This is a genomic window from Mesotoga sp., from assembly GCF_035363035.1.
GTDB lineage: Bacteria > Thermotogota > Thermotogae > Petrotogales > Kosmotogaceae > Mesotoga.
Window position 1 is genome coordinate 1 of sequence record NZ_DAOSEH010000145.1, and the last position, 3,143, is coordinate 3,143.

Sequence of the window (3,143 nt, forward strand, 5' to 3'; positions counted from 1 at the left end):
TGAGCGAGAGCGACGTTATAAGAAGCGCTTTGCCAAGTTACTTCAGTCTCCTCCAGTCGGCCTCGTTCATCCCCGATACCCACCAGTTCGTGCTGAGATTGGAAAAGATAAAGAACGATAAAGTATCGCTGCACATGATCAAGAGGGTGACATGCGTTAAACTGGACGATACAGTTATCTATGCAGCTGATCTTCTTATAAAGAACAATTTGAAGATTTTGCCCGTCGTTGATGAAGAGAGAAGACTTATAGGGATAGTCAACAGAATCTTCTTGATTCACGCGGCGACACAGGGCAAGATCGATAGATGAAGAAAACCGTTTCGATTTTCACTTTCGGCTGCAAATTGAACCAGTACGAATCGCAAGCCATGGCCGAAAGACTACAGCGTTACGACGTTCGTTTCTCGCAAGAGAAGTCGGATCTTTTCGTGCTGAACTCCTGTACAGTCACTTCAGAAGCCGAAAGAAAGCTGAGACAACTTTTCAGACGTCTCTTGAGCCTGAATCCCGACTCCAGGATCGTTGTGGTCGGGTGCTACTCGGAGCTAGCGGGTGAAGAGCTGAAGAAGCTCGGAGCCCACGCCGTTCTTGGAATACAGGCCAAAGGCGAGATCGAGAAGTATGTCTCGAGTCTTCTGGAAGACGGGAGCGAAGGGGTTGAAGAGACCAGCGACGGTTTTCTCACAGTCACTTCCAGCCTCGAGGGGCGAACGAGAGCCTTTCTTGGAATCGAAGATGGTTGCCTGAACAACTGCACTTATTGCAGAATACGCCTGGCCAGAGGTAGCAGGATAATAAGCAAGCCGATCGATATGGTCAAGAACGAGTTTATCGGGCTTGTAGAAAACGGATATCGCGAGATAGTACTGACCGGCATAAATATAGGTTACTACGGTTTTGAAACGGGCGGTGACCTGGAGCAACTTTTGAGAGAACTAAACACCGTGCCGGGCGAGTGGAGAATCAGACTGGGCTCTCTAGATCCCGACAGGATCGATAACGAACTTCTGAACGTCATACTAAGCACCAAACGTATGGCCAGGCATCTTCATCTCTCTCTTCAGAGCGGCTCGAACAGGGTGCTCCGCCTTATGAAGAGGAAGTACGAAATGAAGGACTATCTGAAGGCGGTGGAGAGGGCGAGGTCGATGGACTCCAGGTTCTCCTTCACCACAGATGTCATAGCTGGCTTCCCGGGGGAAGAGGATTTCGATCTAGAGACGACGCTCCAGGCCATAGCTACTATCGGCTTCTTGAAAGTACACGTTTTCAGGTATTCGAACAGACCGGGCACGGAAGCCGCCTCTATGAAAGATCAGGTCGAGTCGTCACTGAAAAAGAAGAGAGCGCTTCTGGTCGCCGGCGCAGCCGAAGAATCGAGGAGAAAGTACTTATCCAAGCACATAGGCATAACCAACACAGTTCTCGTTGAAAAGATCTGTCACGGAGATAGTGTCGGTTACGATGAATATTATATTCCCCATCGTATAGCCGGTCAGTACGACGGTTTCGTCGATTCAACCGCAGTCAATCTGGAGATGCATAAGGAGGGTTCCGATGCTGAACTATATTGCAGGTCAGTGGTACGATGAAAACGACTCCCTAGTCAGTGCACTGATACCGGGAGTTCTGAACTGTGAATCGGTTTACGAAGTAGTGAGAACGTACAACGGACTTCCGTTCGCCTTCAGAAAGCATTTCGACAGGTTGAAACAATCGGCCGGGCTGATGTCCATAGAAGTTCCCTTCACATGCAAGGAGTTGAACTCCGTAATCCTGGAAGGAATAGATAAAAACCGGCTCTCCCAAAGCGGCGATTTCAGGATCAGGATAGTCCTTTTCGGCGGGGGAGAGGGTGTGTTGCCCGCGGTAATTTACACTCAGCTACCATCGGTCTCCAAGGACATATACGAGCTTGGAGTGAAGATCGCCATCTCGCCCTACACAAAACCCTCGGGGGCAATCGTCGATCCGCGACTGAAGATACCGGGGGCGAGTTGGAACATCAGGACCAGAAAGAATCTGGGCGATAATTACGACATGATCATACTGAACGAAAAGGGTAACGTTTGTGAAGGCTCTTTCAGCAACGTCTTCCTCTTGAAAGATGGCCAGGTTATAACCCCCGATATCGGTTCCGGAGTACTACCCGGGATAACCCGGGACAACCTGATAGGTCTATGCAGCAGCATCGAGATCAACGTTATGGAGAGGCCTGTCGCTTCCTGGGAGATGTTCTCCGCCGACGAGCTCTTCCTGACCCACACGAGTGTCGGGATCGTACCTATCCGGAAACTCGAAGAGAAGATCTTGATAGAAGACTTCACCGATGGAATGACCCGGCTATTGCTGGACAACTTTGAGGGTTATATCATGACAGAGGACAGCAACTGGAGTGGTCTGGATGAAGTGGAACCATCAGACTTTAGGGCAGATATTTGAAGGGCTGGCCCGCAGACCCGGGCTTTTCAGGAAGCTCAGAGTGTTGGATTTGAACAGAGACTGGGCCACGATAGTAGGGGAATCTATCGCCGGACACTCGTCGATCGTCGATTACTCGGACGGGGTTCTTATCGTGGCCGTCAACGACGGCATGTGGTTACATGAATTGAAATTGCGAGAGAGCGCTTTTATCGAGAAGATAAATGAAGCCGTTGGAAGTGAAGCTGTGAAGAGAATCAGATTCAGAGTAGGATAGAAATTGGAGGTGCTGAATGTCTGAACTATACAACGCTCAGAATATAAAGATACTTAAAGGTCTCGACCCCGTCAGAAAGAGGCCGGGAATGTACATAGGCTCTACTGGGAAATCAGGTCTTCATCATCTGGTCTATGAAATTGTAGATAACAGCATAGACGAGGCGATGGGCGGCTTTTGCGACCGAATCGATATCACGATACTCGAAGACGGATCGGTCATGGTAAGCGACAACGGGAGAGGCATTCCAGTCGATACCCATCCCGACACCGGTACCAGCGCGCTGGAGGTCGTCATGACCACCCTGCATGCCGGAGGCAAGTTCTCGAAGGATTCGTACAAGATCAGTGGGGGCCTTCACGGTGTCGGTGCCTCCGTCGTGAACGCCCTTTCCGAGTGGATGGAAGTGAGGGTCATGACAGACGGAAAGATCTATAGACAGA

The 3,143-nt window shown here is 50.1% G+C and carries 5 protein-coding genes; all 5 read left to right on the forward strand.

The window, feature by feature from the left end:
- Nucleotides 1-311: CBS domain-containing protein (locus PKX57_RS11710; RefSeq protein ID WP_472417493.1), on the forward strand; the 311-nt coding region annotated here is incomplete at its 5' end.
- Nucleotides 308-1,594 carry a tRNA (N(6)-L-threonylcarbamoyladenosine(37)-C(2))-methylthiotransferase MtaB gene (gene mtaB / locus PKX57_RS11715; RefSeq protein ID WP_472414603.1) on the forward strand — a complete coding sequence of 429 codons (1,287 nt, stop codon included), beginning with the start codon at nucleotides 308-310 and terminating at the stop codon, nucleotides 1,592-1,594. The genes PKX57_RS11710 and mtaB, both read left to right, overlap by 4 nt.
- Entirely contained in the window at nucleotides 1,560-2,444 is an 885-nt protein-coding gene (locus PKX57_RS11720; RefSeq protein WP_213921444.1) for an aminotransferase class IV, read from the forward strand. The genes mtaB and PKX57_RS11720 overlap by 35 nt, the downstream gene beginning before the upstream one ends.
- Entirely contained in the window at nucleotides 2,407-2,700 is a 294-nt protein-coding gene (locus tag PKX57_RS11725) for a DciA family protein (protein ID WP_213921445.1), read from the forward strand. Before PKX57_RS11720 ends, PKX57_RS11725 begins: the two co-directional genes overlap by 38 nt.
- A gap of 16 nt (nucleotides 2,701-2,716) precedes the next feature.
- A partial coding sequence (locus tag PKX57_RS11730) for an ATP-binding protein (protein WP_472417495.1) occupies nucleotides 2,717-3,143 on the forward strand: 427 nt, incomplete at its 3' end.